General features: G+C 64.8%; 29 protein-coding genes and 1 tRNA gene. 11 read left to right on the forward strand and 19 right to left on the reverse strand.

Annotated features, from left to right (window positions below):
• Positions 1–4 precede the first annotated feature (4 nt).
• Positions 5–652 carry a L,D-transpeptidase gene (locus ACP159_RS00070; protein ID WP_425097565.1) on the reverse strand — a complete coding sequence of 216 codons (648 nt, stop codon included), beginning with the start codon at positions 650–652 and terminating at the stop codon, positions 5–7.
• A gap of 248 nt (positions 653–900) precedes the next feature.
• Between ACP159_RS00070 and ACP159_RS00075 the strand changes: the two genes are divergently transcribed.
• The gene (locus ACP159_RS00075) at positions 901–1,542 is read left to right on the forward strand and encodes an SGNH/GDSL hydrolase family protein (RefSeq protein ID WP_425097566.1); all 642 of its coding nucleotides are present in this window, start codon (positions 901–903) and stop codon (positions 1,540–1,542) included.
• Positions 1,543–1,595: 53 nt separating this feature from the next.
• Here ACP159_RS00075 and ACP159_RS00080 read toward each other — a convergent pair.
• The 5 genes from ACP159_RS00080 to ACP159_RS00100 form a co-directional block, all read right to left on the reverse strand.
• Positions 1,596–1,672 (reverse strand) — tRNA-Pro (locus tag ACP159_RS00080).
• A gap of 43 nt (positions 1,673–1,715) precedes the next feature.
• A complete protein-coding gene (locus ACP159_RS00085) occupies positions 1,716–2,666 on the reverse strand; it encodes a DMT family transporter (RefSeq protein ID WP_425097567.1) in 951 nt (316 codons plus the stop codon).
• A 190-nt stretch (positions 2,667–2,856) separates the two neighbouring features.
• On the reverse strand, positions 2,857–3,762 hold the full coding sequence (locus ACP159_RS00090; protein WP_425097568.1) for a DUF2167 domain-containing protein: 906 nt from the start codon (positions 3,760–3,762) through the stop codon (positions 2,857–2,859).
• Positions 3,763–3,847: 85 nt separating this feature from the next.
• The gene (gene leuB / locus ACP159_RS00095; RefSeq protein ID WP_425097569.1) at positions 3,848–4,954 is read right to left on the reverse strand and encodes a 3-isopropylmalate dehydrogenase; all 1,107 of its coding nucleotides are present in this window, start codon (positions 4,952–4,954) and stop codon (positions 3,848–3,850) included.
• Positions 4,955–5,015: 61 nt separating this feature from the next.
• Entirely contained in the window at positions 5,016–5,909 is an 894-nt protein-coding gene (locus ACP159_RS00100) for a LysR family transcriptional regulator (protein WP_425097570.1), read from the reverse strand.
• Positions 5,910–6,004: 95 nt separating this feature from the next.
• On the opposite strand from ACP159_RS00100, the gene ACP159_RS00105 reads away from it, so the two are divergent.
• The gene (locus tag ACP159_RS00105; RefSeq protein WP_425097571.1) at positions 6,005–6,928 is read left to right on the forward strand and encodes an epimerase; all 924 of its coding nucleotides are present in this window, start codon (positions 6,005–6,007) and stop codon (positions 6,926–6,928) included.
• Here the strand turns inward: ACP159_RS00105 and ACP159_RS00110 are convergent.
• Both ACP159_RS00110 and ACP159_RS00115 read right to left on the reverse strand, forming a co-directional pair.
• A complete protein-coding gene (locus ACP159_RS00110; RefSeq protein ID WP_425097572.1) occupies positions 6,861–7,817 on the reverse strand; it encodes an endonuclease/exonuclease/phosphatase family protein in 957 nt (318 codons plus the stop codon). The genes ACP159_RS00105 and ACP159_RS00110 overlap by 68 nt on opposite strands.
• Positions 7,814–8,647, reverse strand: coding sequence for a hypothetical protein (locus ACP159_RS00115; protein ID WP_425097573.1), 834 nt, complete (start codon positions 8,645–8,647; stop codon positions 7,814–7,816). The genes ACP159_RS00110 and ACP159_RS00115 overlap by 4 nt, the downstream gene beginning before the upstream one ends.
• 406 nt (positions 8,648–9,053) lie before the next feature.
• Between ACP159_RS00115 and ACP159_RS00120 the strand changes: the two genes are divergently transcribed.
• On the forward strand, positions 9,054–9,674 hold the full coding sequence (locus tag ACP159_RS00120) for an isopropylmalate isomerase (protein ID WP_425097574.1): 621 nt from the start codon (positions 9,054–9,056) through the stop codon (positions 9,672–9,674).
• 66 nt (positions 9,675–9,740) lie between these two features.
• Here ACP159_RS00120 and leuD read toward each other — a convergent pair whose 3' ends face one another.
• From leuD to ACP159_RS00155, 7 genes are all read right to left on the reverse strand, one after another.
• Entirely contained in the window at positions 9,741–10,346 is a 606-nt protein-coding gene (leuD, locus tag ACP159_RS00125) for a 3-isopropylmalate dehydratase small subunit (RefSeq protein ID WP_425097575.1), read from the reverse strand.
• Positions 10,347–10,351: 5 nt separating this feature from the next.
• On the reverse strand, positions 10,352–10,657 hold the full coding sequence (locus ACP159_RS00130) for a hypothetical protein (protein ID WP_425097576.1): 306 nt from the start codon (positions 10,655–10,657) through the stop codon (positions 10,352–10,354).
• Positions 10,658–10,706: 49 nt separating this feature from the next.
• Positions 10,707–11,153, reverse strand: coding sequence for a hypothetical protein (locus ACP159_RS00135; RefSeq protein WP_425097577.1), 447 nt, complete (start codon positions 11,151–11,153; stop codon positions 10,707–10,709).
• An 81-nt stretch (positions 11,154–11,234) separates the two neighbouring features.
• The gene (leuC, locus tag ACP159_RS00140; protein WP_425097578.1) at positions 11,235–12,638 is read right to left on the reverse strand and encodes a 3-isopropylmalate dehydratase large subunit; all 1,404 of its coding nucleotides are present in this window, start codon (positions 12,636–12,638) and stop codon (positions 11,235–11,237) included.
• Between the two features lie 75 nt (positions 12,639–12,713).
• Positions 12,714–12,836, reverse strand: coding sequence for an isopropylmalate isomerase (locus ACP159_RS00145; protein ID WP_425097579.1), 123 nt, complete (start codon positions 12,834–12,836; stop codon positions 12,714–12,716).
• A gap of 78 nt (positions 12,837–12,914) precedes the next feature.
• Positions 12,915–13,487, reverse strand: a complete 573-nt coding sequence (locus tag ACP159_RS00150) for a hypothetical protein (protein WP_425097580.1) — start codon at positions 13,485–13,487, stop codon at positions 12,915–12,917.
• A 256-nt stretch (positions 13,488–13,743) separates the two neighbouring features.
• A complete protein-coding gene (locus ACP159_RS00155; protein WP_425097581.1) occupies positions 13,744–14,316 on the reverse strand; it encodes a VPLPA-CTERM sorting domain-containing protein in 573 nt (190 codons plus the stop codon).
• Positions 14,317–14,785: 469 nt separating this feature from the next.
• Here ACP159_RS00155 and ACP159_RS00160 point away from each other — a divergent pair, with 469 nt between their 5' ends.
• The gene (locus tag ACP159_RS00160) at positions 14,786–16,147 is read left to right on the forward strand and encodes a mechanosensitive ion channel family protein (RefSeq protein WP_425097582.1); all 1,362 of its coding nucleotides are present in this window, start codon (positions 14,786–14,788) and stop codon (positions 16,145–16,147) included.
• Between the two features lie 266 nt (positions 16,148–16,413).
• Here ACP159_RS00160 and ACP159_RS00165 read toward each other — a convergent pair whose 3' ends face one another.
• Entirely contained in the window at positions 16,414–17,367 is a 954-nt protein-coding gene (locus ACP159_RS00165) for a PLP-dependent cysteine synthase family protein (RefSeq protein ID WP_425097583.1), read from the reverse strand.
• A 42-nt stretch (positions 17,368–17,409) separates the two neighbouring features.
• A complete protein-coding gene (locus ACP159_RS00170; RefSeq protein ID WP_425097584.1) occupies positions 17,410–17,718 on the reverse strand; it encodes an EthD family reductase in 309 nt (102 codons plus the stop codon).
• Positions 17,719–17,850: 132 nt separating this feature from the next.
• On the opposite strand from ACP159_RS00170, the gene ACP159_RS00175 reads away from it, so the two are divergent.
• Positions 17,851–19,029 (forward strand): acetyl-CoA C-acyltransferase family protein, encoded by a 1,179-nt coding sequence (locus ACP159_RS00175; protein WP_425097585.1) that lies wholly within the window; start codon positions 17,851–17,853, stop codon positions 19,027–19,029.
• A gap of 252 nt (positions 19,030–19,281) precedes the next feature.
• Here ACP159_RS00175 and ACP159_RS00180 read toward each other — a convergent pair whose 3' ends face one another.
• Positions 19,282–20,070: an alpha/beta hydrolase gene (locus ACP159_RS00180; protein ID WP_425097586.1), complete on the reverse strand. Its 789-nt coding sequence runs from the start codon at positions 20,068–20,070 to the stop codon at positions 19,282–19,284.
• Positions 20,071–20,175: 105 nt separating this feature from the next.
• On the opposite strand from ACP159_RS00180, the gene ACP159_RS00185 reads away from it, so the two are divergent.
• Genes ACP159_RS00185 through ACP159_RS00195 form a run of 3 tightly spaced genes read left to right on the forward strand, consistent with a single transcriptional unit; the run spans position 20,176 to position 22,935 of the window.
• The gene (locus ACP159_RS00185; RefSeq protein WP_425097587.1) at positions 20,176–21,654 is read left to right on the forward strand and encodes an NAD-dependent succinate-semialdehyde dehydrogenase; all 1,479 of its coding nucleotides are present in this window, start codon (positions 20,176–20,178) and stop codon (positions 21,652–21,654) included.
• 1 nt (position 21,655) lies between these two features.
• On the forward strand, positions 21,656–22,567 hold the full coding sequence (locus ACP159_RS00190; protein WP_425097588.1) for a hypothetical protein: 912 nt from the start codon (positions 21,656–21,658) through the stop codon (positions 22,565–22,567).
• Positions 22,564–22,935, forward strand: coding sequence for a hypothetical protein (locus ACP159_RS00195; protein WP_425097589.1), 372 nt, complete (start codon positions 22,564–22,566; stop codon positions 22,933–22,935). The genes ACP159_RS00190 and ACP159_RS00195 overlap by 4 nt, the downstream gene beginning before the upstream one ends.
• Positions 22,936–22,990: 55 nt before the next feature.
• On the opposite strand, the gene ACP159_RS00200 is transcribed toward ACP159_RS00195, so the two are convergent.
• Complete coding sequence (locus tag ACP159_RS00200; RefSeq protein ID WP_425097590.1) at positions 22,991–23,542, reverse strand: hypothetical protein; 552 nt, start codon at positions 23,540–23,542, stop codon at positions 22,991–22,993.
• A 112-nt stretch (positions 23,543–23,654) separates the two neighbouring features.
• Here ACP159_RS00200 and ACP159_RS00205 point away from each other — a divergent pair, with 112 nt between their 5' ends.
• The 3 genes from ACP159_RS00205 (at position 23,655) to ACP159_RS00215 (ending at position 24,916) form a co-directional block, all read left to right on the forward strand.
• Positions 23,655–23,981: a hypothetical protein gene (locus ACP159_RS00205; protein WP_425097591.1), complete on the forward strand. Its 327-nt coding sequence runs from the start codon at positions 23,655–23,657 to the stop codon at positions 23,979–23,981.
• A 64-nt stretch (positions 23,982–24,045) separates the two neighbouring features.
• Positions 24,046–24,312: a hypothetical protein gene (locus tag ACP159_RS00210; protein ID WP_425097592.1), complete on the forward strand. Its 267-nt coding sequence runs from the start codon at positions 24,046–24,048 to the stop codon at positions 24,310–24,312.
• A gap of 10 nt (positions 24,313–24,322) precedes the next feature.
• Positions 24,323–24,916, forward strand: a complete 594-nt coding sequence (locus ACP159_RS00215; RefSeq protein ID WP_425097593.1) for a DUF1523 family protein — start codon at positions 24,323–24,325, stop codon at positions 24,914–24,916.
• Positions 24,917–25,029: the final 113 nt, after the last annotated feature.

The following is a 25,029-nucleotide window of genomic DNA, read 5'->3' on the forward strand; positions in this document are numbered from 1 at the left end:
TCCCTTACAGCCGGCTGCCGTCCGTCGGATACAGATACGCCGTCACGCCGGTGTCGACCGCGTCGTAAAGCGTGTTGATATGCGCCATGACCATCCGCACGCAACCCGAGCTGGCGCGGGTGCCGATGGAGCGTGGCGCGGGTGTGCCGTGGATGCGCAGGTAGGTGTCGCGGTTGCCGACATAGAGATACAGAGCCCGCGACCCCAGCGCGTTGCCCGGCCCCGGAGGCATGCCCTCTTCCCAGCGGGCATACTTGTCCGGCTCGCGCTTGATCATGGTCGGCGTTGGCGTCCAGCCCGGCCACTTGGTCTTGCGCTTGATGGTGTAGACGCCCGGTTCATAGAGCCCGTCCCGTCCGATCGCCACGCCGTAGCGCATCGCCGTGCCGCCTTCCTCGATGTGGTAGAGGTAGCGGGCCACCGCGTCGACATGGATGTCACCCGGCGTCAACCCATCATTCGCCTTCACGCGGCGCGGCAGAAGACGCGGATGCAGTCCCCAGGGATTGGAGGACTCGAGATTGAAATCCGCCGGCGTCACCTCCGCGTCCCAGGCATCCCAGTCGCCGGGTGCGGCGAGGGCGGGTCGGACAAGGGCCGGAGTGGCCAGTGCGGCAAGGGAACTGGCGATCAGGGTGCGTCTGCTGAACATGCGGGACCTTTTCTGTCTGTCTTCCGGGCGGCGGGCGCCCTCTTTGCCTCGATCAAATCGCCAAAGCGGCGGCGGGTTCAAACCCAATCTGCAGGGGACGAGATGATTCTGACGGGGTTGAGGCCTGCGGGTTGCACCCGGGCTGTCTTGGACCAACCCATTCCGCCGGCCCGGGGTTCCGTTTTGATCCCAGCGCGCAGGCTGCGGCGGCGATTGATCCCGGGCGTCCTCGGCTTATCTCGAATGGCATGACACGTATCGTACTGATCGCCCTGCTTCTGCTGAGCGCCTGCGGGCGCGGTGTGCCCGAGGCGGCCCGAATCGTCGTGGCCGGAGACTCCGTCATGGCGTGGAACCGCATCGAGGGCGCGTCAGTCGCCAGGGTGCTGGAGGCGAGACTTGGCGAGCCGGTCGGCGATGTCTCCCTGCCGCTGGCGCAGGTGGCGGGAGGGCGCGGCGCTTTGAACATCCCGTCCCAGCTTGCCGGGCTGACCCCGACCTTTGTCGTCCTGAACGGCGGCGCGAACGACCTGAGCGGCTGCGACTGCACCCGCTGCGACGCCGTGCTCGACCGGCTGGTCTCGGACAGCGGAGCGTCGGGCGCGATCCCGGCGCTTGTCGCGGACTTGCGCGGGCGCGGTGTCCGGGTGGTCTGGGCCGACTACTACACCGCACCGCGCTACGCGGGCACTACCTGCGAAGGCCCCTACCAGGTGCTCGAACAGCGCCTGAAACGGATGGCGGCACGGGACCCAGGTGTGACGGTGGTGGACATGGATGAGGTCTTCTCCCCCGATGACCTGTCGCTCTTCGCTGGGGACCGGATACACCCGTCAGCCAAAGGCTCCGCCCGTATCGCGGATCTGGTCGCGCCGGTGCTGAAACCCTGACGCCATGCTCCTGGGCCATGCCCGGACAGTCGTGGATACAGAGGGGAAACTCTTGGTCGGGCTGAGAGGATTCGAACCTCCGACCCCCTGCTCCCGAAGCAGGTGCGCTACCAGACTGCGCTACAGCCCGACCGTGCCGCGCGGAGTAATCGAACCGCGCGGCTTTGGCAAGATCAGTTTTCCGCTTTTCTTGCCCGAAAGAACGGCATGAAGCGCAGCGCCGCGCCATAGGGCCGCGCCCGGCTGTTGAGCACCGGCGACTGCGACGCGTCGCCCTTTCTGCTCTCCCGCGCCACGATGTAGATGCCGGACAGGATGATGATGCCCGCGCCGATGAAGGTGGCCATGTCGATGGTCTCGCCGAAGATGAAATAGCCATAGGCCGAGGCCCAAAGGATCTGCGAATATTGCATCGGCGCGACCATCGCCGCCTCCGCCTTGCGATAGGCGATGATCAGGATCAGGCCGGCGATGAAGCCGAGAACCGAAATCAGCCCCGCCGCGCCGAAATGCTCGATCGGCATCGGCTTGTAGACCGCGATCATCAGGGCCCCCACGACGAAGAAGTTCGCCGCGATGGGATAGAGCAGCAGCACGACGGAGCGCTCCTCGTTGCCGATCTTGCGCACGATGATGGAGGCGGTCGCCCCGAAGACGGCGGAGGCCATGGCGGCGAAATGCCCGGCGGACAGCGGCGCGGAGCCGGGCCGCAGCACGACCATGACGCCGATCAGCCCGACGACCACCGCCGCGCCGCGATGGATGCCGACCTTCTCGCCCAGCATGGGAATGGACAGCAGCGTGATGATCAGCGGCGCGGCAAACAGAATCGCGTAGGTCTGCGCCAGCGGCAAAACGGAGAAGGCGTAGAAGGCGCACATGCCGTTGATCACGGCACAGGCGGTCCGGAGCGCGGTCCACCACGGGTGTACCGGCCGCAGGTTCCCCTGCGTGGCATCCCGCATGAGCATGAACGAAATCAGCGGAAACGACAGCAACGTCGAGAAGAAGATGACCTGGAAGGGCGAATACTCCGCCCCCAGGAACTTGATGACCACGTCATGTGTTGCATAGATTCCAAAGGCGAGCAGGGCGAAACCTGCGCCTTGAGCGTTCTGTCCCATGAGTCGAACCTTGTCTTGTTGGGTCCAGCAAATATCCGCACGGGTCGGAGAGTAAAGGCGGGGAGCCCCGTTTTCCGTGCCAATCGCATGAATTCGCCGACTCTGACGGCATATGTAGCCGATTTGCCCTTTCCAGACGATGAAGGGCGGCCCGGATGGCGCCGCCCCCGTGGTCTCTGGCCGATCCGGATCAGCTTTCCTTGCGGGCGAACAAGCGCTTGAGCCCCGCGAGCGGGATCAGCAACAGGAACCAGAATTTCTTGAGCAGGAGAAGCCCGGTTGCAATCAGCCCGGTCTTCGCCAGCACCTTGCCCGCGATCAGACCACCGATCCCCACGGCGGCGACCGTGTCGATATCCGGGTTGAAATCGGCATAGCGGTTGCCTTCGGTGAAGGAGGTCATGGCCAGCAGCTTCGGCGCGTCCGTCTGCACTTCGCCCAACTGACCCATGCCGCTCACCACGTTCATCACCAGCACGCCTTTGCGCCCCAGTGCGCGGATGTTGTAATTCAGCGTGTTGTCGTCCCCGGTCGAGCCATTGAAAGACAGCTCTTTGGCCCAATACAGCTTGCGATCCGTCTTGTCGTAATGCGGCGGCTCGGCCCAGCCGACCAGCTTGATCGACTCATAGCCGTTCTGCAGCCGGAAGCTGTTCTCGGCCTCGGTATCCGCCTGCATGTCCTTGAGCAGCGCGGCGTAGTCGTAAGCTTCCGCGTCCTCGTCCTTGACGAAGCCGATCTCCTCGAAGGTCAGAACCATGCCCCAGGTGTCGTGCAGCGGCGTTGCGTCGATGGGAAAGACCATGCCGAGTATGGTGGTGTCTTCCGGGTTGCCCCAGAGGTCCTCCAGAACATACCGGGCATCCTTCGGCCCGAGGAAATAGAACGCGTCGCCCTGCTCCAGCGTGGCAATACCGTTCTGCAAGGTCACCGTGCCGGTCTGGTAGTCGAGCTTGTCGAGCAGGCCGATAAAGTCCGCCGCCTCCGCATCCGCCGCGATCTCCGGGAAGAGAGCCTTGAACTCCTCCGCGATCGCGAGCCCCGGCATTGCCAAGGCGGCCAGAGCCGCAAACGCATACACCTTGAAATCAAACATGAAAAAACGCCCTCGATTGTTTCGAAGGCGTTTTAACGATCCTCACGGGCAAATACTGTCTCTATTCAGCATCATCGCCGGAAAATCAAAGCGACGCGTCCAGCGCCACGACAATGGCGTCGCCCATTTCGGAGGTCGAGACCGGCGCCTTGCCTTCTTCGCCGAGCAGGTCCGCGGTCCGGTAGCCGTCCGCCAGAACCTTCTCGACGGCCTGTTCGAGGCGGGTCGCCTCGTCGCCCTGATCGAAGGAATAGCGCAGCGCCATGGCAAAGCTGAGCACGCAGGCGATCGGGTTGGCCTTGCCTTGCCCCGCAATGTCCGGAGCGGAGCCGTGCACCGGCTCGTAGAGCGCCTTGGGACGACCGTTCTCCATCGGCGCACCAAGCGAGGCGGAGGGAAGCATCCCGAGCGAGCCGGTCAGCATGGCCGCGAGGTCGGACAGCAGGTCGCCGAACAGGTTGTCCGTCACGATCACGTCGAACTGCTTGGGCCAGCGGGTCAGCTGCATCGCGCCGGCGTCCGCATACATGTGCGAGAGCTCCACATCCGGATATTCCGCATCGTGGATCTCCTGCACGACGTCGCGCCACAGGATGCCGGATTCCATCACGTTGGCCTTCTCCATGGAGCAGACCTTGTTGCCACGCTTGCGGGCCATCTCGAAGGCCGAGCGCGCCACGCGGGCGATTTCCGACTCGGTGTAGCGCTGGGTGTTGATGCCCACGCGCTCGTTGCCTTCCTTGATGATGCCGCGCGGCTCGCCGAAGTAGACACCGGAGGTCAGCTCGCGGATGATCATGATGTCGAGACCGGCCACCACGTCCTTCTTCAGCGAGGAGAAATCCGCCAGCGCGTCAAAGCACTGTGCCGGACGCAGGTTCGCATAGAGGTCCATCTCCTTGCGCAGACGCAGGAGGCCGCGCTCCGGCTTCACCGAGAAGTCGAGCTTGTCGTACTTCGGACCGCCCACGGCGCCGAGCAGCACCGCGTCCACTTCCTGCGCCTTCGCCATGGTGTCGTCATGCAACGGTGTGCCGTGCTTGTCATAGGCGCAGCCGCCCACAAGATCCTCGCTCACGTCGAAGGTGAGGCCGCGCTTCGCGCCGTACCAGTCGATGATCTTGCGGACTTCGGCCATGACTTCGGGGCCGATGCCGTCGCCGGGCAGGATGAGAAGCGAGGGGTTGGTCATTGGGGCAGTCCTTTTAAGGGAAATCTCTTCCGCAATCGCCTACCCAAGCCGGGACAAATGGTCAAGAAAGGTGCGCTTTCAGCCCCTCTTCCAGCGCATCCCAGACCCGCCGGATGCGCGGCGTCGTCCGCACCGCCTCATGCGCGGCGAGCCAGACCGGCAGCCCCGGCAGCGGCACCTCCGGGAACAGCCGCACCACGGTTTTGTCATGATCGCCCATGCAGGCCTGCGCAATGCCGATCCCGCAGCCCGCCCGCACCAGCTCCCAATAGACCGCGTGATGATCGCAACGCGTGGCGAACCAGTCCCGCGTCGCTTCCATCCCGTACTCGCGCATCCCCCGAAGCAGCAGGTCGGAGCGATCGTAGCCGACAAGGTCCATGCTCCACACGTCCGGGAAGGTCCTCGGCGTGCCCTTGCGGTCGAGATAACTCTTCGCCGCGTAGAGCCCCAGCTTCAGGTCGCCAAGGTGCTTCGTCACGATATCAAGCTGTTCCGTGCGGTACATCCGCACGGCGATATCCGCCTCGCGGTAGAGTAGGTTCTCGGATGTGTCGGAGGCGGCCAGTTCCACCTCGATCTGCGGCTCCTCCATGCGCAGCCTGGCGAGAATCGGTGGAAGGTGGTGATGCGCGGTGAAGACGCTGGCAGTGATCCGCACCGTGCCGGTCAGCGCGTCGCTCCGCCCCGCCGCCGCGAGCGAAAGCGCATGCAGCGCCTCCGCCATCCGTCGCGCGTGCGGCAACAGCGCCTGCCCGGCTTCGCTCAGCGCCAGCCCCCGCGCCTGCCGGGTGAACAGCGACAACTGAAGGCTCTCCTCGATCCGCTGCACCTGCCGCCCCACCGTCGGCTGCGACGTGCCAAGCCTGCGTGCCGCCTCCGACAGCGAGCCGCAATCGGCCACCGCAAGAAAGCTCTGGATCAGGGACCAGTCGAGTTTTGTCAGCGCATCCATTCAATGATGAATACACGACCTGCAAATTCATGCAATTCCGCGATGCTCGCGAATATCAGATAGTCCGCGCATCGGTATCCCAAGGAGAGACGATCATGGGACGGGTTCTAGTATTGGGCGGCACCGGTCGCTTCGGGCGCAACGCGGCAGAGGCATTCTGGAATGCCGGGTGGCGCGTGACCCTGTTCGACCGCCGCACGGATGACCTGAAGGCGGCGGCGCAGGGCATGGACGTGATCGTCAACGGATGGAACCCGCTCTACACCGATTGGGCGGCGCAAGTACCGTCCCTGACGGCGCGGGTCATCGCCGCCGCGCAAGCCAGCGGCGCGACGGTTCTGATCCCGGGCAATGTCTACGTCTATGGCGAGGATGCGCCGGAGGTCTGGGACGCGCAGACGCCCCATGCCGCGCAAAACCGGCTTGGCCGGGTGCGGTGCGAGATGGAAGCGAGTTACCGCGAGTCGGGCGTGCAGACGATCGTGCTGCGTGCCGGCGACTTCCTCGATACCGAGGCCTCCGGCAACTGGTTCGACCGGATGATGGCACCATCGCTCAAGCGCGGGGTCCTGACCTACCCGGGACCGCTCGACGCCCCGCACGCCTGGGCCTGGCTGCCGGACGTGGCGCGGGCCGCCGTCGCGCTGGCGGACAGGCGGGCGGACCTGCCACGCTTCGCCGACATCCCCTTTCCCGGATACACCCTGACAGGGCAACAGGTGACAAACCTCTGTTCCGCCGTGCTGACGCGGCCGGTCCGGGCGAAGAGCATGAGCTGGCTGCCGCTCCACCTTGCCGCGCCGGTCTGGCCCATGGCGCGGCACCTTCTGGAAATGCGTTACCTCTGGCGCAATCCGCATCGCCTGGATGGCGCAGCGTTCGCAACATGGCTGCCGGAGTTCGTGCACACGCCGCCGGAGGAAGCCCTCGCCCGGGCCATCGCTCCGGTGCTCAATCCGCCAAGACCAGATCGACCCAAACGAGCCGATGCGGCCCCGCGTCCGGCACAGGCGGGCTGATCCCGGCGTTCACAACCGTGAGGTCGTGGGACGGCAACACGTAGGAGACCCGCATCTCGCCCACGCGCTCCCAGGCGACGGTAGGCAGGCCCGGCAAGGGGTCCTGCAGGCCCGGGTGGGTCAGCACGGCCTCCACAGCCTGATGGATGCCCTCGCCCCGCTCCGGATCGAGGTTGAGATTGCCAAGCAGCACCAGCGGCGCCTCGGGCACTGGCCCCAAACGACCGCCAAGCGCGTGCAGCCAGAGCAGCACCTCGTCCCGGTTGCGCCGTCCGTTCCGGTCCTCCGGCCCGTCGAAGACCGGCGGCGTTGCGCTGACCGTCAACAGGGTCAGCGGACCGCCAGGGGTCTCGACCCGCAGCGCCCAATGCGCAGAGGTGGACAGCCGCTGCACGCCTTGTCCCGGATCGTCCGCCGCCATCGCACTGTCCGGCGCATCCTCCCAGAGCAGCGCCGAATGGTCGACAACCAGCTTCACCGGCCAGCGCGACAGCACCGCCTGCCCGCCCTGCCCGGAAAACCAGCCATAACCCTGCGCATCCCTTGGCTCGCCAAGCCGCCGGTCCCCGTCGAGGTCCAGTCCGGTCTGCATTCCGGTGTTGGGCCGCGCGGCGAAGGCATGGGGCAGGTCCAGTCCCTGCGCTTTCAGCCGCACCAGCATCTGCCCCAGCGCCGCGAGCCCCGCGTCGTAATCCACATCGGTGAGCAGCAGCACATCCGGCGCGGCCTGCGCGACCGCGTCCAGCCCGGGCACCGGATCTTCGTTCAGCAGATCCCGCAGCAGCAGTCCCGGCCCCTTGCGGCTGAAGTCTCCGGCCCAGGTCGCCACGCGCAGCGGCTCCGCCAGGGCGGGCCACGCGGTCAGGAGCAAAATCAGGATCAGTGTCAAACAGCCGCCTGCATTTCCGCCTGCGCGTAGGCGCGGCGGCGCTTTTCCTCGATCAGGTCGGCGATGCGCATCAGCGCGACGCCCCGCATGATCAGGCTGGAAGGCAGGAAGGCCCATGCGCTCATCGTCCAGATCAGGGTCTGCGGTTCGGTCAGGGCGATCTCGTAAGAGAAGACCGAGGCGCTCTTCAAAACCGCCGGGATAACGAATGGCAGAAGAAACCCTAACACGACGTTAACGTGCGCGTCGCGCTTGAGCCGGTTCAGGATGTCACCGCCCGCTGTTGGATCGAACAGCGGCAGGTTGACCCAGAAATTGAACGCCCCGTAGCGGATCGGCCAGTTCAGCATTCGCACGCACAGCACGAAGGCCAGAAGGGAAACCAGCGAGATCAGGTAGGCCAGCCCCGCCGAGGTCCGCAGCAGGTCCATCTGCCCGAGCGTGGCGTCGCCCGGCGCCAGCAACACCATCAACCGCACCGGCGAGAAGGTGAAATCCATCGCCCCGCCGACAGCACCACCCGCCGCCGTCAGCAGACCGCTCAGCGTCGTCGGATGGACCTGTCCCCGCGCGATCACGCTCATCAGGAGGATGGTGAAGAAGAGGGCGAGGAACCGCATACGGTTGTACGGAGGCGCGTCGCGGAACTCGAGCAATGACGGGTAGGCGGAGAAATACTCCACGAACGTCAGGGCGCCGCCCACCAGCGACAGCAGAACGACGATTTGAGTCGTATCCACCGAGACACCCGGAAGCATCATCGTCGGCATGGCAATCACCAATGCCACAAGAAACGCCCGTGCGCCCGCACTGACCAGTCGTTTGATCACTGACCTGCCCTTTCAGTTCGGACGGGCGCGATACGATGCCGCTCCCTTGTTCCTGACTGATCTGCCCGCCGATTATGGCGGTTTGCCTCATTCTTGCCCAAGTTTTGCCCCTTTTCGAGTTAGGCGACAATACGAGGCTCACAGGTTCACTGAATTTTGGGCGATTTAACGGTTTCACTGGTGCGGGATTGCATCAATATGACGGCAAGAGTGCGGCAACCCTATGGAATAAAACAAAATATTGCGGTTTTGGCGCGCAACGCCACAAGCGAGTGCCGGTGAACGGTTTACCATCGTTAATTTAGTATTAACACCGGGCCGCGTATCCGGCACAACGAGACACCGGAAAGCGCGAGGGACCGAGGCTGCATGGCGGCCTTTTGCCATAGTTCAGACGGGGTGTGTCATGGAGATTTTTGGCGCCAGTGCGCTTTTTGCGTGCATCAGCACAGACTGGGCCGCCGGAGTCGGCGGCCCTTCACTGATCGGGTGGTTTTCCGCCTATACGCTTGCGGCGGTCATTAGTCTGCGCGCCGGGGCGGTCCGAAAGCGCGACCGGACGTTCTGGCTGGCCATCGGCGCATTCCTCTTGTTGCTGGCCGCGAACAAGGTCCTCGACCTGCAAACCGCACTCACCGCCGCGGGACGATGCCTGACCCGGAGCCAGGGTTGGTACGATGCACGCCGGACGGTGCAGTTCGGTTTCATGCTCGCCCTGGTCGGTGTCGCCCTGCTCATCATGACAGTCATGGTGCACCGGATGCGGCGGGCACTGCACCGCGTGGGTCTGGCCCTGATCGGCGTTGCCCTGCTTCTGATCTTCGTTGCTACGCGCGCGGCGGGGTTTCATCACGTCGATCTGCTGTTCGGCTTCGCCTCGCGTACCATGCCGACGAAATGGGGGCTGGAGTTCACTGGCATGCTGCTGATCGCCACCAACGCGGTCTTCGCCATCCGGGGACGGCGGCGGCAGCGGCTCCACGGGCAATCCACCCAACGGCGTGACATGCCGTTCAGCCGAAGCTGACACATCCGCAGCCTTGCGCAAAACGCCCGCCGGAGAGGCGGGCGCGGCCTGTTCATTCCGAAGGGATCACACCCAGGGACGCGCCTGTGCGGCCTGCGCCTCGAAGGCGTCGATGGCCGGTGCCTTCTCCAGCGACAGGCCGATGTCGTCGAGACCGTTCAGCAGGCAATGCTTCTTGAACGGGTCGAGTTCGAAGGTGAAAGTCTCACCTTCGGAGGTCGACACGGTCTGGTTCTCCAGATCGACGATCATCCGTGCGTTCGAGCCCTTCTCGGCGTCCTTCATCAGGACGTCGACCGCTTCCTGCGGCAGCACGATCGGCAGGATGCCGTTCTTGAAGCAGTTGTTGTAGAAGATGTCGGCGAAGCTGGTCGAGATGACCGACTTGATGCCGAAATCCTTCAGCGCCCAGGGCGCGTGCTCACGCGAGGAGCCGCAACCGAAATTGTCACCGGCCACGAGGATCTCCGCGTCACGGTACTGCGGCTGGTTCAGGACGAAATCCGGGATCTCGTTGCCCTGGCGGTCATAGCGCATCTCGTCGAAGAGGTTCACGCCAAGGCCGGAACGCTTGATGGTCTTCAGGAAGACCTTGGGGATGATCATGTCGGTGTCGATATTGACCAGCGGCATGGGTGCCGCGATCCCGGTGAGTTTTTCGAACTTTTCCATTGGGATTATTCCTTGATGGAGGGGCGATCCGCGCCGCCCGGTGTTTGGGAAACCTTGCGCTTGGCCCGACCGAAGACGAGCGCAACCGAGGCGATGGCTCCGCCGACGCTGGCAAAGGCCACGACAAAACCGATCAGAGCGAAGGGCATGTCTGGCTGTGCAAGAACGAGCCAGAGAACCGACCCGAAGAACACTGTCAGCAACGGCAGGAAGAAGACGGCGGCGAGGGCCACCACATGCGGATCACGGGTGACGGCGCTGCGTTCGACAGCACCGCCCACCGAGGGACCGTCATGGGTGGCTCGAACCATCAGATATTACTCCGTGTGCGGCAAAAGCACCGCTATCCCGGAAAGTCTTTCAAATTTGTCCATAATTACCTGAGTTCAGAGTATGGTAGAGTTCCGCCGAATTCTCCCGAACATACTCGGTAATCGCGGCGTCTACACATTCATTGGACTGATACCATTGCTGTTCAATCACATCGAGCTTTTCAAGAAGGCCTTCGAGCCCCTGTCCAACCCAATCGCGTGTGATCTGTCCAATTTCCGCTTCGCTTGCGTCTGCGCTTAGCCCCAGAAGGGTCCAGGCCTCAGTGACAACGCGCTCGTTCTCAGGCAAACCAAGAAACCGCATGGCCTGCCGCCCAAGACGTGCGTGGCAGGCTTGCAGCTCGAAATAGCAGAATATCCCACTGGACTGTAGGCAAGTGGGAAACTGATCCGCAGACATGAACAGCAATTCTGTTTCTTTGATGTGATTGGGTGCCGCCCGTTCGAGGTCATAAAGCGAGAACAGATAGTCCATTGAGCTTTGGTCAGGCGCACCTGTGACAATCTCATGGAGCCGCGTGTTCACTGCGTTTATGGCCTCCTGAGGCGACATCGCTTACATCAGCTCCCGAACATCCGTCAGCCTGCCGGTCAGCGCCGCTGCCGCCGCCATGCCCGGGGAGACGAGATGCGTGCGGCCCTTGTAGCCCTGACGGCCCTCGAAGTTGCGGTTCGACGTGGACGCGCAGCGCTCGTTCTCGGACAGCTGGTCAGGGTTCATCGCAAGGCACATGGAGCAGCCCGCGAGACGCCATTCGAAGCCCGCGTCGGTGAAGATCTTGTCGAGACCTTCCTCCTCAGCCTGCGCCCGCACGAGACCGGAGCCGGGCACGACCATGGCGCGGTTCACCTTGATCTTCTTGCCCTTCACGATCTCCGCCGCGGCGCGCAGGTCTTCGATGCGGCCGTTGGTGCAGGAACCGATGAAGACCGTGTCGATTTCGATGTCGGTCAGTTTCTGGCCCGGAGTCAGACCCATGTATTCCAGCGAGCGCTTGGCCGCCTCGACCTTGCCGCCCTTGAAGCTCTCGGGAGCGGGCACAACCGCGGAAATCGGCAGCACGTCCTCGGGCGAGGTGCCCCAGGTCACGACCGGCTCGATCTCTTCGCCCTTGAGCGTCACGACCTTGTCGAAATGCGCGCCCTCATCGGTGAAGAGCGTCTTCCACCACGCCAGCGCGGCCTCGAACTGCGCCCCCTTCGGCGCGTGCGGACGGCCCTTGACGTATTCGAATGTCTTCTCGTCCGGCGCAATCAGGCCAGCGCGGGCGCCGCCTTCGATGGCCATGTTGCAGACGGTCATGCGGCCTTCCATCGACAGATCGCGGATCGCCTCGCCGCAATATTCGATGACATAGCCGGTGCCGCCGGCGGTGCCGGTTGCGCCGATCACCGCGAGGGTGATGTCCTTGGCGGTCACACCCGGACGCAGCTTGCCGGTGATCTCGACCTTCATGTTCTTGGACTTCTTCTGGATCAGCGTCTGGGTGGCCAGAACGTGCTCGACCTCGGATGTGCCGATGCCATGCGCCAGAGCGCCGAAGGCCCCATGCGTCGCGGTGTGGCTGTCGCCGCAAACCACGGTCATGCCCGGCAGGGTCCAGCCCTGCTCCGGCCCGACGATGTGCACGATGCCCTGACGCACATCGGTCACCGGGTAATAGTGAATACCGAAGTCCTTGGCGTTCTTGTCGAGCGCGGCCACCTGGATGGCCGAATCCTCGGTCATGTTCTTCGGATCTTCACGGCCCGCGGTGGTCGGCACGTTGTGGTCCGGCACGGCGATGGTCTTCTCCGGCGCGCGCACCTTGCGGCCCGCCATACGCAGCCCTTCGAAGGCCTGCGGCGAGGTCACTTCGTGCACGAGGTGGCGGTCGATGTAGAGCAGGCAAGTGCCGTCTGCGTCTTCGGATACGACATGCGCATCCCAGATCTTGTCATAGAGCGTCTTGGGGGACATGGGTCCTCTCCCGTTTTGATTGGTAAGACTGGCGATAAGGCAGGTCAAAAGGACGTGCAAACACGTCCGCGCGCCTTATAGGCGGGCAAGCACGGTGTGGGTGGCACCGTGGAAGCGCTCGCGCAGGCGGGCGCGGTCACCGAGATTGATGATCTTGCTCATGGGCTGGCAGATACGCCCTTTGCGTGAGTCTATCAAGGCCGTGGTTCGCGGCAGTGCAGCAATGCAAAAGGCCGCCGCGATGCGGCGGCCCTGCCTGCTTGGTGCTCTGACAGCTCAGGCCCTGCGGCGGCGGCGCAGCGCGGCGATGAGGCCAAGACCGCCAGCCAGCAGCGGAAGCGAGGCGGGCAATGGCACTTCGGCGGAGGTCGCGCTGGCCAGGCTCACCTGCAGGTATAGGCGCGACCCGTCAGGATCTGTGGACAAGGAATTGACGCTGTCCCAACCAACGCCCGGGTTTGCATTCCAACGCGCACCCGTCATGACGGGCGATTTGTCCGGGATTATGCGCGATGGCATGTAAACCGTGCATCCCGACGCAAGGCATCCGAAGATCAACGACGGGTCGTCAAAAACACTCCGGTCGATAAAGTTGCTCACAAAGTCGGTAAGGAAAAATCCGTTGTTCTCCCCCGAGAACGGTGAAAGCACGTCATCAAATCCGCAACTTCCGAAAACCTCCACACAGGTGCCCGTTGCCAGCGCCAGATCGTAGGACTCCCCGAGATAGTCGTAGCCTTTCACGCCGGTCAGCGCTCCGCTCCCGTTCGTGACCGCTGTGGCGGCGGATGTATGGGTGGCGAGGCCTGAGAACGCCAAAAAGGTCAGCAGGGAGAGTAATCGGAGCATCGGAAGGGCCTTTCGGGGTCAAATCATCGCTCATCTTCAAGCCGATCCGGGACCGGAGGCCTCAGGGAAAAGCCAAATAGGTTTAGCAGAATTATCTTTGCGGCGAAGAAAAAACGACATTTCCGGACGAAAACAGGCACATCCGCCGAATTTGCGCTGACCTCGAATTGCAGACCAGACCACTCAATCAACTTCCGATAGCCGAATCAAAAAGGCCGCCCGGATCGGACGGCCCCTTCAATCGGCTCAAGTGCGTTCAGGCCTTGCGGCGACGGCGCAGCGCGGCGATCAGGCCGAGGCCACCGGCCAGCAGCGGCAGCGAGGCGGGCAGCGGCACTTCGGACGTTGCGGAAAGTTCGACGTGCGCGATCGACATATAATTCAAAGGAATTGTATTCATGTTGATTGCGCTGACGTTAGACACCACATTCGTCGCCGCAGCGCCCTGAACAACGGTCGCCCGAACACCGCTGAGGCTGGTGCTTCCCCCCATATGAATCTGGCATTGGGTGGTGGTGCCTTCGCAACCACGGATCAGTTGGGGGTTCAAATCGAAGAAGCTGCCGGCCGCAAAGACCTGGTCCAGCAATGCCTGTGCGAACAAGGACAGCTCGGTGGGACCGGGACCAGTGTTCGAGAAGGGTGTTTGGCAGCTGACCACCCCGCAGTCCAGGTCGAGGAAGGAAACGTCGTAGTTAACCCCGTTGAAGGCAACGCCGTTCGCGTCGGTCAGAACGCCACCGCCATCGGTGACCAGAGTTGCGGCAGAGGATTGGGTGCTGACGCTGGCAATCAGCAGGGCCGCGACGAGAGAGAGAAAACGAACCATGTAGTCAACTTTCCTGAATATCGGTGAACGACAGTGCTTTGGAGTAGTCTCGGGATGAGAACCTTCATTCCCTTGCACAGTTTTAACGATTTTGAAAGCTGGGCAGTTGACGAGTAGGCGATTTTCTTAATTGCCTTCTGCATCGCCCCCAAGCGCCGCGCCGCCCCCTGCGACCTTCTGGCAGAGGGGTGCGGCGGATTTGTCCTCTTGAAAAGGCGCCTCGGAAGCCTTCTTTTGATCCATCTGTCAACCGGGCCAATGGGTGTACGCATGCGCAGCCCCCTCAACATCGTGAACGTGATTTTGATCGCCGTGCTCGCCGTGGCGGCGCTGACCGTGCATGCCGAGCAGGGTCAGGCCATCACCGCGCCCGTCTCCTTGCTGAACTGACACCGCCTGACCCCCTGATTTTGCAAGAAACCTTGCCCCGTGCCGTCCCCGGTGTACCATTCCCCAAAAGGGAGCAGGCATGGAACCGGACCAGATACCCCTGACGGAGGCGCTCGGCCCGCTGAAGGACCAGATCCTGAGCCTGATCGCGCAGGGCGAGGCCGTCGTCGGCAGCCTGTTCCGCCCATGGATCGGCTACCAGCTGGCGATGATCGCTGTGCTGTTCGCCTGCGTCCACCTCGCTGCGCTCTGGGTGAAGCCCAGGATCGGCGACTGGCTGCGGGCCCGCGAGGGCTGGGCCAAGTGGCAGCTGCGGATCGGCCTGATCGTGCAGCGGCGCAGCCGGATGCTCCTCTTCGTCATCGGCATCTGGCTCACTGTCTGGCTGATGCGCGAGATCACCTGGCCGTCGCGCTCGTACCTGCTCGCCCTCGTCGCCAATCTTGCCACCGCCTGGCTGTTCATCGCCTTTGCCACCCGGCTCATCGGCAACGCCTTCATCCGGGGACTCGTGCGCTACGGGGCATGGACCTGGGTGACCCTCTCCATCCTCAACCTGACCGACGAGACCCAGACCCTTCTGGACAGCCTCGCCATCACCATCGGCGAGTCGCGCCTGTCGCTCTGGCTGATCCTCAAGGCGGTGGTGCTGGTCGGCATCCTGATCACCCTTGCCCGCCTCGCCGCCAGTTCCAGCGCCGCCAGCATCCGTCGCAACAGCGACATCAGCCCGTCGATGCAGGTTCTGGCGGTGAAGTTCCTGCAGGTCGTCCTGTTCGGCAGCGCGTTCTTCATCGGCCTCAAACTGGTCGGGGTGGACCTCACCGGCCTCGCCGTGCTCTCCGGCGCCATCGGCGTCGGTCTCGGTTTCGGCCTGCAAAAGGTCGTCTCGAACCTCGTGTCCGGCATCATCATCCTGCTCGACAAGTCGATCAAACCGGGCGACGTGATCTCCCTTGGCGAGACATTCGGCTGGATTCAAAGCCTCGGCGCCCGCTACGTCTCCGTCGTCACCCGCGACGGCAAGGAATACCTCATCCCGAACGAGGACCTTATCACCGGGCAGGTGGTCAACTGGTCCCATTCCAACGATTTCGTCCGGCTCGACATCTATTTCGGTACGGCTTACGGCGACGACCCCCACGCCGTGCGCCGCATCGCCATCGACGCCGCCAAGAGCGTCGACCGGGTGCTGAGCTTCAAACCGCCGGTCTGCCACATCGTCGGCTTCGGCGACAGTTCCGTCGATTATATCCTGCGATTCTGGATCAGCGATCCGACGGGCGGTCTGACCAACATTCGCGGCAACGTCTATCTCGCGCTCTGGGACGCCTTCCAGGAGAACGGCATCTCGATTCCCTTCCCGCAGCGGGAAGTCCGGATGCTCGGGCAAGACAAACCACCAGAACCCCCCGCCGCCGCTGAAAAAACTGTGGACTGATCGTCGGCGTTAAGCCTTTGTCAAGCATCCTGCGGCAGACTGATCGTCATGGCTCATCTCTCTCAGGATACGTGGCGTGACCCGGCTCGCGGCCAATATGGCACCGGACCGGGTCCGCATGTGCCCAACCGTGGCACGCCGCCGTCCTGGCCTGGCTTCGGCGCCTTCTTTATTCGTCTTCTCTCCGGCCTGTCCCACCGGACGGGCAAGACCCGGTCGGCACCCCGGCAGGACGCGCGGAGTTACCCCCGCAACTGATCTGTCTCTCAGGCCGGCCACAGGTCCGTCGACAGGTATTTGAGCCCGCTGTCGCAAATGACGATGGCCACGCAGCCGCCCCGTTCGGCCCCCTGCAACAGCTGCACCGCAGCGCACAGGTTCGCGCCAGACGAGAACCCGCCAAAGATCCCCTCCACCCGCGCCAGCATCCGCGCATGGTCCCGCGCCGCCTCACCGCTCACCGTCAGGAACCCGGCCAGCGACACGCCTGCCAGATGCGCCAGGTCATCCATCATGTAACCGCCGCCCTGGATCGGGTGATCCGGATGGTCCGTCCGGCCGCCCGAAATGGCCTCAGCCCCGTCCGGCTCCACCGCGTAGCAGCGCACCCCTTTAGGCACCAGGAATCGCGCAGTGCCGCCCAGCGTCCCGCCCGACCCGGCGAAATCACAAAAGGCGGTCACCGCGCCCCCGGATTGCTCCCAGAGCTCCGGCCCGGTGCCGGTCAGGTGCGACGCCGGGTTGCCCGGATGCCGGAACTGGTCGGCCCGAAAGGCGCCCCGCTCCGCCGTGATCCGTTGCGCCGCTACCTCGACCAGCGCGAGATCGACGCCCGAGACCTGCCCGGGCAGACTTCCCGGCGCCTGCGGCACGAGCACGACCTCCGCGCCCAGCGCCCGCATCATCCGCGCCCGCTCCACCGAGTTGCCCGCGCTCATCACCGCCACGAACGGATGCCCCAGAACTCCGCAGACGATGGCGAGGCCCGTGCCCATGTTGCCGGAAGTCAGTTCGACCACCGTCTGACCGGGCGCAAGCGATCCATCCGCCCGCGCCGCCTCGACGATGGCCTTCGCGGCGCGATCCTTCTTGGAAAACCCCGGCATCAGGTAATCGAGCTTCGCGAGGATGCGCCCCTCCAGCCCCAAGGCGGCCGTCACCCGGGCCAGTTCGACCAACGGTGTGCCGCCAATGGCATGGGTGACGTCAGGCAGGATCATGCCGCAACGCTGGTCGGCAGTGCCGCGCGTGTCAAGTCACGCTCAGCCGACGACCTCGCCGATCAGCATCTGCACCGGGCAATCGGTGAAATTCTCGATGTCCGCGATCAACGGCCCGCCGGTCTCCAGCGCGGTGTTCAGCGCGTCTGCATCCTTGAAGACGATGCTGGCGATGGCGTGGTAACCAGCGGGCACATCCGGCCCCCCGGCCAGCCCCCGCGTCACCAGCGTGCGTTCGATCAGCGGCCCCCAATGAGTGCCGACCATCGGCAGATGCGTCTCGGTGTAATAGTCCATATCGAACCGGCTGCCCTCCGCCGCCGGGTAGATCACTTGCAAGGTCGCGCTCATGGGTCCTCTCCCTCTATGCCCTCAAGATGGCAGCCTAACACAGAATCCTGCAATCCGTGACGACACGTTTCAGGCTGACAACACCGGGGCCCTGCCTCATAGTCCGGAGGCAACGAGAGGGGAGTACAGACCATGAGCGACGACATCGTCATCCTGGGCGGCGCACGCACCGCCATCGGCACCTTCGGCGGATCGCTGGCGGGAACGCCACCCACCGACCTCGGCGCGATTGCCGCGAAGGCCGCGCTGGAACGCGCCGGGGTCGAGGGCGGCCAGATCGGCCATGTGGTCTTCGGGACCGTGATCGCGACGGAACCGAAGGACATGTACCTCAGCCGCGTCGCCGCGATGAAAGCCGGGGTGCCCGACACCACCCCCGCGATGAACGTCAACCGCCTCTGCGGCTCCGGTGCACAGGCCATCGTGTCGGGGACGCAATCGCTGATGCTGGGCGACGCGGATTTCGCGCTGGTCGGCGGGGCGGAGAACATGTCACGCAGCCCGTTCATCGTCCCGGACCAGCGCTGGGGCGCCAGGATGGGCGACGTCCGCACACTCGACATGATGCTCGGCGCGCTGAACTGCCCCTTCGGCACCGGCCACATGGGCGTCACCGCCGAGAACGTCTCCGCCGAGCACGACATCAGCCGCGATGCGCAGGACGCCTTCGCGCTCGAAAGCCAGCAGCGCGCCGCCAAGGCCATCGCCGAAGGGTACTTCAAGGATCAGATCGTCCCGGTCGAGGTGAAGGTCCGCCGCGAGACCGTCGCCTTCGATACGGACGAGCACCCCAAGGCCACCACCGCCGAGGCGCTTGCCGGCCTGCGCCCCGCCTTCCGGAAGGACGGCAGCGTTACCGCAGGCAACGCCTCGGGCATCAACGACGGTGCTGCCGCGCTGGTCCTCGCCCGCGCCTCCGCCGCCGAGAAGGCGGGTTTGAGCCCCCGCGCCCGGATCCTCGGCTACGCCCATGCCGGCGTCCGCCCGGAGGTGATGGGCATTGGTCCGGTACCGGCCTGCCGCGCCCTCTTCGATCGCACCGGCCTGACCGCCGCCGATTTCGACGTGATCGAAAGCAACGAGGCCTTCGCCGCGCAGGCTCTCGCCGTGAACAAGGAACTCGGCCTCGATCCGGCAAAGGTGAACCCGAACGGCGGCGCAATCGCTCTCGGCCACCCGGTCGGCGCAACCGGCGCGATCATCACGGTCAAGGCGCTGTACGAACTCGAGCGCACCGGCGGCAAACGCGCCCTCATCACCATGTGCATCGGCGGCGGCCAGGGCATCGCGCTGGCCATCGAGCGCCTCTGACACCAGGCAACCCACTGCGAAGCAGGGGCAAATCCCCTGCTTCTTTGGTCCAAAAATACCGCGGAGGTCCGGAGGCGGAGCCTCTGGCGCGCCTGCAAGGGCGCGATCCGCGCGTTTCGGAACGAAACGCGCGGCGGGGGGCGGGGCCCACCCCCCGCCAACCCCACAACCCCAGGCCCGCCGGGGGCGCCCCCGCGGCTTACCCCCCCCCCCCCGCGGGGGGGCCCGGGGCCCCCCCCCCGCCCAAGCCACTCACTCGAGGAGCCGCGTCACCATGGCATTCTCCGGGTCGGCCAGACCGTCGATCACGTCGAAATGGTGCCGCCCGGGCTCGACCACGCAGTCGCACCCCCAGGCCGTTGCCAGCCCTTTCGCCTGATCGACAAAGGCCGGTCGCTCGTCCGCACCGACCCAGACCGTCACCGGAACCCCGGGCGCCGCGTGCCGCATCGGGCTCTCCGCAAGGACCTCTGCCTCGTCGATCTTCAGATCGCGGTTCATCGAGGTCTGCATCAGTGGTGCCAGATCCGCCACCGGCGAGATCGGCATCACGCGCGCCAGCCGCCCCCGCACGTCATCCGGCAAAACACCCGGCTCCGACAGCCGCGCCACCAGGTGTCCCCCTGCGGAATGCCCGGCCAGCCGCAGCGGCCCTTCGACCTCATGCGCCACCACCGTCACGGCATCCGCCACCTGTCGCACGATGTCGCCGATCCGCACCCGCGGGCACAGGTCGTAGGACGGCATCGCCACCGCCCAGCCCCGCCGCACCGCACCCTCGGCCAGGTGCGACCAGTCGGAGCGGTCGAACTTGAGCCAGTAGCCACCGTGCACGAACACGACCAACCCCTCGGGAACACCGTCCGGCAGGAACAGGTCCATCGCCTGCCGCGTGCCGTGACCGTACATCACCCCCAGCCGCGCCTTGCCCGCCAGCGACATCCGCTGGCGATAGGCGGCGGCCTCCGCGGCCCAGCGCGGCGGGTAGTCGGCAGCCCCTTCGATGTAGGGGGCGTTGGCATAGGCATCGTCCAGCGTCATGACTTTCCTCTCTCTGGCTCTATACTTTCACCTCAACAAATGTTCTGCCTGATGCCAAGCAGACAATGACCAGGGGTGCCGATCGCGGCACCAAAGGAGGACCCGATGCTCGACCAGGCTACCACCAACCTCAAATCGCTTCTGAAGGACCCGAGCCTTCTGGAACCCCGCTCCTACGTCAACGGAACCTGGATCGCGGGCGAGAAGACATTCGACGTGACCAACCCCGCCCGGGGCGAAGTCATCGCGCAGATGACGGACCTCTCGCGCGAGGATGTGGCGAAGGCCATCGACGCCGCCTACACCGCCCAGAAGGACTGGGCGAAATGGACCGGCAAGGAGCGCGCCGCCGTTCTGCGCAAGTGGTTCGACCTGATGATGGAAAATCAGGACGACCTCGGCATCATCATGACCGCCGAACAGGGCAAGCCGCTGGCCGAAGCCAAGGGCGAGATCGCGTACGGCGCCTCCTACATCGAATTCTTCGGCGAGGAGGCCAAGCGCATCTACGGCGAGACCATCCCCGGACACCAGCGCGACAAGCGCATCACCGTGCTGAAACAGCCCGTCGGCGTCGCCGCGTCCATCACGCCGTGGAACTTCCCCAATGCCATGATCACCCGCAAGGCCGCGCCCGCCCTGGCGGCAGGCTGTGCCTTCATCGCCCGCCCGGCCAAGGAAACCCCACTCTCCGCCACCGCGCTCGCCGTGCTGGCCGACCGCGCCGGCATCCCGGCCGGCGTTTTCAACGTGGTCTGCTCCTCCTCCTCTTCCGCCATCGGCAAGGAGTTCTGCGAGAACCCGAAGGTGCGCAAACTGACCTTCACCGGCTCCACCGAAGTGGGCCGGATCCTGCTCAAGCAGGCCGCCGATCAGGTGATGAAATGCTCCATGGAACTGGGTGGCAACGCGCCCTTCATCGTCTTCGACGACGCCGACCTTGATGCCGCCGTCGAAGGCGCGATCCTGTGCAAGTTCCGCAACAACGGCCAGACCTGCGTCTGCGCCAACCGTATCTATGTGCAGGCCGGGGTCTATGACGCCTTTGCCGAGAAGCTTGCGGCGCGGGTTTCGAAGATGAAGGTCGGCGACGGGCTGGAGGCGGGCACCGATCTTGGCCCGCTGATCAACCGTGACGCCATCGACAAGGTGCAGGAACATGTCGCCGATGCCACCGCCAAGGGCGGCAAGGTCATCCTCGGCGGCGGTACACCGCTGGATCGCCCCGGCCATTTCCTGCCGCCGACCATCGTCACCGGCGCAACGCAGGACATGGCCTTTGCCACCGAAGAAACCTTCGGCCCCCTCGCCCCTCTGTTCAAATTCGAGGACGAGGACGAGGTCATCGCCATGGCGAATGACACCATCTTCGGCCTCGCCTCCTATTTCTACGCCAAGGACCTCAGCCGCGTGTACAAGGTCGCCGAGGCGCTGGAATATGGCATCGTCGGCATCAACACCGGCATCATCTCGACCGAGGTCGCCCCCTTCGGCGGGGTCAAGCAGTCCGGGCTTGGCCGCGAAGGCTCGCGTCACGGCATCGAGGATTACCTCGAACTGAAGTACCTCTGCATGAGTGTCTGACATGGGCGAGCCGCGCATCGCCCGGCTCTATCTCTACGACGATCTGCGCCGCCGGGTGGAAGCCGGGCGGCGCGGGTTTCTCACGACGGTGACCGCGCTGTTGCGCGGCGAGGGTTGGGAGGTCTACCTGAGGCCCGACACGCCGGAGGAACTGGCGCAGGCGCGGACACGCTCCGGCTACAGCCTCGTGCGCATGATCGCGCCGTCGAACCCGCGCGGCCTCACGTTCCGCCGCACGTATTTCGCCCCCTTCTGGCACATCGAACGCAGCGCCGAACGCTGGGACTGGCCCGTGGCGCGGGCGGCTTTCGATCCGTCGACGGTCCCGCCACACAAGGCGCAGCGTTTCCTTGCCACCCTGCGCCACCGGCATTTCTCCGACCACGCGGCACCCACGCGGGAGGGCTTTGTCCTCGTCCCCCTGCAAGGGCGCCTGCTGGAACGCCGCAGCTTTCAGGCCTGCACGCCGATCCAGATGCTGGAGACCCTGCTGCAGCACGATCCCAAGAGACACATACACGCAACGCTGCACCCCAAGGAACCCTACAACCCGCAGGACATCGCCGCGCTCGACCGCCTCGCGGCCCTGCCCCGCTTCAGCTATGGCAAGGGCGAGAGCGAACGGCTGCTGCCCGCCTGCGACTATGTCGCGACGATGAACTCCTCGGTGGCGCTGCATGGATATGTTCTCGAAAAACCTGCGCTGCTCTTCGGCAGGATCGACTTCCACCATATTGCCGCCAGCGTCTTCGATCTTGGCCTCGGGGAGGCGATGTCCCGCGCACCCGTCATGCGCCCCGATTTTGCCGCCTATCTTTGGTGGTTCTTCCGCGATAAGGCCATCGACGACAGCCGCCCCGATGCGCCCGCGCGGATCGCGGCGGCGCTGAGAGCCGGAGGCTGGCCGATTTGACCGAGGATTTCCTCGCCCCCGAACCCTTGCTGCCCCGGCAGGTGCTCGACGGCTGGGCGGCGCAGGCGCGCTCGGGTGAGGGCTCGCCCTGGCTTGAGGCGCATGAGGCGGAGGCGCTGGCGCGGCACGCGCTGGTCAGCCGCGAGGGCGTGGCCTTGATGGAGGCGGTGACGCGGCAATTCCGCGAGCCGGTGGAGGAAACCGACTGGGAAATCGTCGGCGCCGACCGGCCCGGCGAGAACTGGGCCGACCATCGAGACCCGTCGCGGGCCATGGACCTTCTGCGCCGGAAGATCCAGAAGGCGCGGCGCAACGGCGCACGCCTTCTGTACAAGCTCTGGCTGAAACCGGCGGGGGGTGCGGGGTAAACCCCGCCCTACGGAATGTCGGCGCAGGGCGATTGTGCCCCGCGCCGCACCAATGTCACTGGCCGAAGCTCGCCAGCCCGTCGTAGTCCACCTGCTCCAGCAGCATCCGCGCGGCGTCGAGGTCCCCCTCCGCCTGGATCAACACGCGGTTGCCGATCAGCCCCATGATCTGGCTGTCCTGCGCGGCAAAGCGCTGGCGGCCGATGCGCTCGACCTTCATCCCCATGGCGGCGGCGTTCGTCACCATCGCACTCATGGAGGCGACCATCGGATTGTCCGCCATCATCGTCAGCTTGACCGACTTGCCGTCCGGGCCGCTGTAATTGGCCTCCGCGCCGACACCGCCGCCCATCATGGCGAGGCCGGTGTTCATCTCGGAATTGACCTCGACGGTCCAGCCGTCCGGCGCCGGCGGCAGGAAGGCCCCGAGGCTGTCGGTCTTCATCTGCATCAGGGTCTGCCGGGCGAAGTCGATCTCGTCGAGCGCGTACTGGATGTCGCCGTCCTCGTAGGCCTTGATGGCCGATTGCAGCGTGTCGGTCACCTCGTCGGCGTACAGCGGGGACGCGGCGCCGAGCGCGGCGATCAATGCGATAATGCGGGTCATGAATACTCCTGTGTTCTGGATGGCCGCACCCTGCGCCGGGCACGCGCGGAAAAACAAGTGGGATTTTCCGGACCACATTGCACAGCCGCGCAATCCTCGGCAGAGTGCGGCCATGCTGTTCAGCCTTGCCATCCCTGCCGCCCTCCTGATGCTCGCCGCGATGCTGGCGGTGCGCGTGTTCGAACGCGTCCTGCCCGAGAGCATCCCCGGCCTCGGCCTCAACGCCGCGCTCTCCGCGCTCTGCCTCTGGGCGCTAGCCACGGTGCTTTTTGCCCTCCTCTACCACTGGCGCGGCGCACCGCTCAGCGCCATGTTCGGCGCGTCGGACAGCTGGCGTCACCTTGCCGGAATCGGACTGAAATCCGGGCTGATCTGGGGGCCGATGATCGTGCTGACCCTCTCCACCGTGCCCCGGCGCTGGAAACACGCCGTCTGGTAAACCCTTCGCAAGACCCTTGATTTTCATGCTCCAAGCGGTCAGGTGATACCAAAGGGGATTGCCGATGGTCGCGCTTCTACAACTTGTCGTGGTGGGCTTCGTGCTGTTGACGGTGGTCTACGTGGCCCTGTCCATCTGGTCGCGACGGGTGCGGCGAATGAAGCTGGAAAACGCCTGGTACGACGAGGGCCAGCCGGGCGAGCAGGACGCCTTTGTCGAACAGGGGCTTCGGGACTACGACGGCTCTCTCCGGCGCAAGCTGATCCTCGGGGTCTACGTGGTTCCAATCCTCGTGATCGGCACTATCATCTATCTGACGAATTTCCACTGAGGGGGCCGGAATGGTCTATGTGAAATGGGTCTTCATCGTGACCTTCTGGCTGCTGGTCGGCGCCTTCCTGCATTACACGCTGCCGCAGCACGACATCGCGCGGATCACCGACACCTATGAAAAGCGGGTTGATCCCGGCGAGAACAGCTGGTTCTGGGCTCAGGCCGACGTGGGCACCGACGGCACGGTGCCGAACCGCGATGTCTTCTTCATCCAGACCCGGCAGGACGACGGCGACGTGATGGTCTACCGCAACGAGGACACCGGTTGGGGCTGGCCGCCGTATTTCAAGTTCGACACTTCGAACCTGCAGGCCGAAGCCGCCGACCTGCGCTCCACCGCCGACACCCCGCAGTGGGTCGTCATCACCCACTACGGCTGGCGCAACGAGTTCATGACGATCTTCCCCAACGCCATCTCCGTACGCCCGGTGGACAGCCCCGACGTGCGGATCATCCCGTGGCTCAACATCATCATCCTCGTCACGTTGTTTGCCCTGTTCTGGGCGGTCCGGGTGCGCTGGAACAGGTTCTGGGAACGGCGCGTGGACCCGGCGCTGACCCGGATGGGCGACAAGATCGACGAAAAACGCTTCGGTCGGTGAGCGTTTCCCAGCCCCCGGCCTGACCCGGACACCGGGCGCGACGTGGTCCCGGACCTGATCCGGGACTTCACCCGCAGCCCGATTCCATGCCTTGCCCTTTCCCGCGCCGCGCT

The sequence above is a fragment of the Tropicibacter sp. S64 genome (assembly GCF_049803835.1).
In the GTDB taxonomy this organism is placed as follows: domain Bacteria; phylum Pseudomonadota; class Alphaproteobacteria; order Rhodobacterales; family Rhodobacteraceae; genus Pacificoceanicola.

Bases quoted from the DNA above. Each gene is read 5' to 3' on its own strand.
- ACP159_RS00075 (WP_425097566.1), top strand. From the start codon at position 901: ATGACACGTATCGTACTGATCGCCCTGCTTCTGCTGAGCGCCTGCGGG.
- ACP159_RS00185 (WP_425097587.1), top strand. From the start codon at position 20,176: ATGCTCGACCAGGCTACCACCAACCTCAAATCGCTTCTGAAGGACCCG.
- ACP159_RS00165 (WP_425097583.1), bottom strand. From the start codon at position 17,367: ATGATCCTGCCTGACGTCACCCATGCCATTGGCGGCACACCGTTGGTC.
- ACP159_RS00100 (WP_425097570.1), bottom strand. From the start codon at position 5,909: ATGGATGCGCTGACAAAACTCGACTGGTCCCTGATCCAGAGCTTTCTT.
- ACP159_RS00070 (WP_425097565.1), bottom strand. From the start codon at position 652: ATGTTCAGCAGACGCACCCTGATCGCCAGTTCCCTTGCCGCACTGGCC.
- ACP159_RS00180 (WP_425097586.1), bottom strand. From the start codon at position 20,070: ATGACGCTGGACGATGCCTATGCCAACGCCCCCTACATCGAAGGGGCT.
- ACP159_RS00205 (WP_425097591.1), top strand. From the start codon at position 23,655: ATGCTGTTCAGCCTTGCCATCCCTGCCGCCCTCCTGATGCTCGCCGCG.
- ACP159_RS00130 (WP_425097576.1), bottom strand. From the start codon at position 10,657: ATGGTTCGAGCCACCCATGACGGTCCCTCGGTGGGCGGTGCTGTCGAA.
- leuC (WP_425097578.1), bottom strand. From the start codon at position 12,638: ATGTCCCCCAAGACGCTCTATGACAAGATCTGGGATGCGCATGTCGTA.
- ACP159_RS00155 (WP_425097581.1), bottom strand. From the start codon at position 14,316: ATGGTTCGTTTTCTCTCTCTCGTCGCGGCCCTGCTGATTGCCAGCGTC.
- ACP159_RS00210 (WP_425097592.1), top strand. From the start codon at position 24,046: ATGGTCGCGCTTCTACAACTTGTCGTGGTGGGCTTCGTGCTGTTGACG.
- ACP159_RS00135 (WP_425097577.1), bottom strand. From the start codon at position 11,153: ATGGACTATCTGTTCTCGCTTTATGACCTCGAACGGGCGGCACCCAAT.
- ACP159_RS00215 (WP_425097593.1), top strand. From the start codon at position 24,323: ATGGTCTATGTGAAATGGGTCTTCATCGTGACCTTCTGGCTGCTGGTC.
- ACP159_RS00105 (WP_425097571.1), top strand. From the start codon at position 6,005: ATGGGACGGGTTCTAGTATTGGGCGGCACCGGTCGCTTCGGGCGCAAC.
- ACP159_RS00170 (WP_425097584.1), bottom strand. From the start codon at position 17,718: ATGAGCGCGACCTTGCAAGTGATCTACCCGGCGGCGGAGGGCAGCCGG.
- ACP159_RS00120 (WP_425097574.1), top strand. From the start codon at position 9,054: ATGGAGATTTTTGGCGCCAGTGCGCTTTTTGCGTGCATCAGCACAGAC.
- leuD (WP_425097575.1), bottom strand. From the start codon at position 10,346: ATGGAAAAGTTCGAAAAACTCACCGGGATCGCGGCACCCATGCCGCTG.
- ACP159_RS00160 (WP_425097582.1), top strand. From the start codon at position 14,786: ATGGAACCGGACCAGATACCCCTGACGGAGGCGCTCGGCCCGCTGAAG.
- ACP159_RS00150 (WP_425097580.1), bottom strand. From the start codon at position 13,487: ATGCTCCGATTACTCTCCCTGCTGACCTTTTTGGCGTTCTCAGGCCTC.
- ACP159_RS00175 (WP_425097585.1), top strand. From the start codon at position 17,851: ATGAGCGACGACATCGTCATCCTGGGCGGCGCACGCACCGCCATCGGC.
- ACP159_RS00200 (WP_425097590.1), bottom strand. From the start codon at position 23,542: ATGACCCGCATTATCGCATTGATCGCCGCGCTCGGCGCCGCGTCCCCG.
- leuB (WP_425097569.1), bottom strand. From the start codon at position 4,954: ATGACCAACCCCTCGCTTCTCATCCTGCCCGGCGACGGCATCGGCCCC.
- ACP159_RS00090 (WP_425097568.1), bottom strand. From the start codon at position 3,762: ATGTTTGATTTCAAGGTGTATGCGTTTGCGGCTCTGGCCGCCTTGGCA.
- ACP159_RS00085 (WP_425097567.1), bottom strand. From the start codon at position 2,666: ATGGGACAGAACGCTCAAGGCGCAGGTTTCGCCCTGCTCGCCTTTGGA.
- ACP159_RS00190 (WP_425097588.1), top strand. From the start codon at position 21,656: ATGGGCGAGCCGCGCATCGCCCGGCTCTATCTCTACGACGATCTGCGC.